General features: G+C 46.1%; 3 protein-coding genes. 2 read left to right on the plus strand and 1 reads right to left on the minus strand.

All coding sequences use genetic code 11. The features are described from left to right. The first annotated feature begins 72 nt into the window (after positions 1 to 72). Positions 73 to 204, plus strand: a complete 132-nt coding sequence (psbN, locus tag RMO79_RS09070) for a photosystem II reaction center protein PsbN (RefSeq protein ID WP_310482793.1) — start codon at positions 73 to 75, stop codon at positions 202 to 204. A gap of 131 nt (positions 205 to 335) precedes the next feature. On the opposite strand, the gene glyQ is transcribed toward psbN, so the two are convergent. Next, the gene (glyQ, locus tag RMO79_RS09075; protein WP_310482794.1) at positions 336 to 1,220 is read right to left on the minus strand and encodes a glycine--tRNA ligase subunit alpha; all 885 of its coding nucleotides are present in this window, start codon (positions 1,218 to 1,220) and stop codon (positions 336 to 338) included. A 399-nt stretch (positions 1,221 to 1,619) separates the two neighbouring features. Between glyQ and RMO79_RS09080 the strand changes: the two genes are divergently transcribed. Beyond that, positions 1,620 to 2,552, plus strand: a complete 933-nt coding sequence (locus tag RMO79_RS09080; protein WP_310482795.1) for a hypothetical protein — start codon at positions 1,620 to 1,622, stop codon at positions 2,550 to 2,552. Positions 2,553 to 2,826: the final 274 nt, after the last annotated feature.

The raw sequence follows: 2,826 nt of genomic DNA on the forward strand, positions 1-2,826 counted from the left end.
AGATTTTTTGGTAAATTTTTGTAAAATTCATTAATATTGTAAGAGAAGCAACATCCTTAAATTAAATTAATCATGGAATCTGCAACAGTTCTTAGCATTACGTTGGGTGCAGCGGTGATCCTCACCACCGCATATGGTCTGTATATGTCGTTTGGCTCTCCAGCCAAGCAATTGTCCGATCCTTTCGACGACCATGAAGACTAGGATTTAGTGGATATTGGATAGTGAATAGCCAGAAGATCTTGTCGGGTGGGCAATGCCCACCACAAGGGTTTAAGGCATCGAGAGATCGGGACGATTTCAGGCGATCGAGTCCAATTTGAAGTAATGTAAATCTAGCCGATCGCGATGGCTTTAGCCATGAGGGGGAAACCGAGTTTTTCGCGTTGGGCGAGATAGAGTTGGGCGACTTGGCGGGCTAAACCGCGTACTGTTCCGATATAGCGGGTGCGCTCGGTGACCGAAATTACCCCTCGTGCATCGAGCATGTTAAAAGTATGAGAACATTTGAGCACGTAATCTAGACTCGGCATCACTAAGCCTTTGGCGATCAGTTGTTCGGCTTCTTGACGATAGAGATCGAAGAGCGTAAATAATAATTCGGGATTAGATGCTTCAAAATTATAGGTAGATTGCTCGATTTCTGATTGGAGATAGATATCGGCATATGTGAGCGTATCATTCCACTGAATTTTAGCGATCGCATCTACATCTTGCAGATACATGCATAGCCGTTCCAAGCCATAAGTAATTTCGATCGATACCGGACGACAATCGATCCCACCACACTGCTGGAAATAGGTAAATTGAGTGACTTCCATCCCATCGAGCCATACTTCCCAGCCAACACCCCAGGCACCCATCGCGGCATCTTCCCAGTTATCTTCCACAAACCGAATATCGTGATCTTCTGGTTTGATGCCCACCGCTCGGAGCGAGTCTAGGTAGATATCTTGAATATTATCTGGAGAAGGCTTGATCAGGACTTGATATTGATAGTAATGTTGATAGCGGTTGGGATTGTTACCATAACGACCGTCTCCCGGACGACGACAGGGTTCGATATAAGCCACCGCCCAAGGTTCGGGGCCGATCGAGCGCAAGAAGGTATGATGGCTTTTAGTAGCAGCACCTTTTTCGGTATCGTAGGCTTGAACGATCGAGCAACCTCGATCGCTCCAAAATTGATTTAAAGTAGCAACAACAGATTGAAAATTCATCTAAAGTAAAAAGTTAAAAGTCAGCAACAGTAAAGGTTCCCATCAGGAACATCATCCGCATAATCCAAGAAATCAGCTAAATCTTAGTACAGAAACGATTCCTACCAGCAACGTAATCCAGGTAATCCGAAAAATCCGGAAAATCATGGTCAGAAGTTGCTAAAATAGGCTGGCATCAATAATTATGCAAGCAAATGCAACCAAAGTCATGCAGACAGAGCCGATCGCTTACATAGTAGTTTGACAGCCAGATGTGGGCATGATGTATATGTAACAGGATTCCCCAATCCCCGCCACCGATCCGATCGACTGGTGAAGTAACGATCGATTTAGGATCGAAGATCCCGATTACTATGAGAGGGAGATCGAAAAATTTGACTCCGTCCGAAGGCATTTTCTATGAGTTTTGCACAATTCCCTCCCGATCGACTACCATCGCAGCCAGAAGCGGCATCCAGACCAGCCAAACCGATCAAACGACCAAAAAGACCAGATCCGGCAGATTATCCACCGTTGCCGCCAATGCTGCAACTGACTGGGAATACACCGATTCCGCCAGCCAGCGAACCGCTTCAGTATCGGGCGATCGGTTTGATCTTAGGTAAGTATATCCCCTCTGATGAAGAATTCAATCAGGGGACAATGCTAGCTGACGATGGGACAGAGATCGATGCTGTCATTCTCGGTCGGATCATGAGCTTGATCAAAAATCATCTGGATCTAGAAAAATCGCATTTATGGGTAGTCTATCCTCGGATTCGCAAGGAAGATAACAAACTCCACGCCCAAATTATGGGAATGTGGGATCCACAATTGGTTGTCAAACCATTAGAGAATAGCAATCCAGAAGATCTCGCCGAGCCAGCACCTGCGGCTCATCCGCTCCCCTCGATCGAAACCTTGGGCATTCCCGATAGTTATTTCTCGATTCGGGGTGAAGTTATCTATCAGTCTCGTGAAACTAGAGAGATCTTTGTCAAAATTCGCCAAGCACCTAAGAAAAAAACCGAAGAAGAGCGGTACTTCAAAATTCGATTGATTGGAGATCTCCCCCAAAAGCTGGTCGGTAATTTCTGGGATTTTGACGTAATTCGAGTCGAGAATAATCTAGAGATTCGCAGTGGGCAATTTGTTGCCACTATTCGGGCCAAGCAGCCCCGTAAAGGCGGCAGTAGACCCCCTAGCGATCCCGGAAGCGCAAAACCATTTAAGAAGCCCTGGGAAGGCGATGATGGTAGAGCGATCGCGCCGCGCAGCGATGTCGATCGACCAAAACCCGCCGCACCTGTCAAACGGTCGTTACCGCCTAAGTTAGATTTGCCTGAGGATTAGTTGGACTTAGCGAGCGATTGCGGTGATTCCTGCTCAAGAAGATACCGTCTGAACTATGATTTATTTGATTAACAGATAGACTAAGATTGTCGGATGGCGATCGATCGAAATCCATCAGTCAATCATTTTAATCAAAGCTCAGACAATATTAGGGAAGCATTATTTCCACAAATCACCTTAATTAACGTCAATTCGCGATCGACAGCACCTGAAGACTGAAATCGAGGTAGGGGCAATTCATGAATTGCCCCTACCTCGATCGGTTGGGCTACCC

Origin of the sequence: Chamaesiphon sp. VAR_48_metabat_403 (assembly GCF_031422475.1) — a bacterium.
Taxonomy (GTDB): domain Bacteria; phylum Cyanobacteriota; class Cyanobacteriia; order Cyanobacteriales; family Chamaesiphonaceae; genus Chamaesiphon.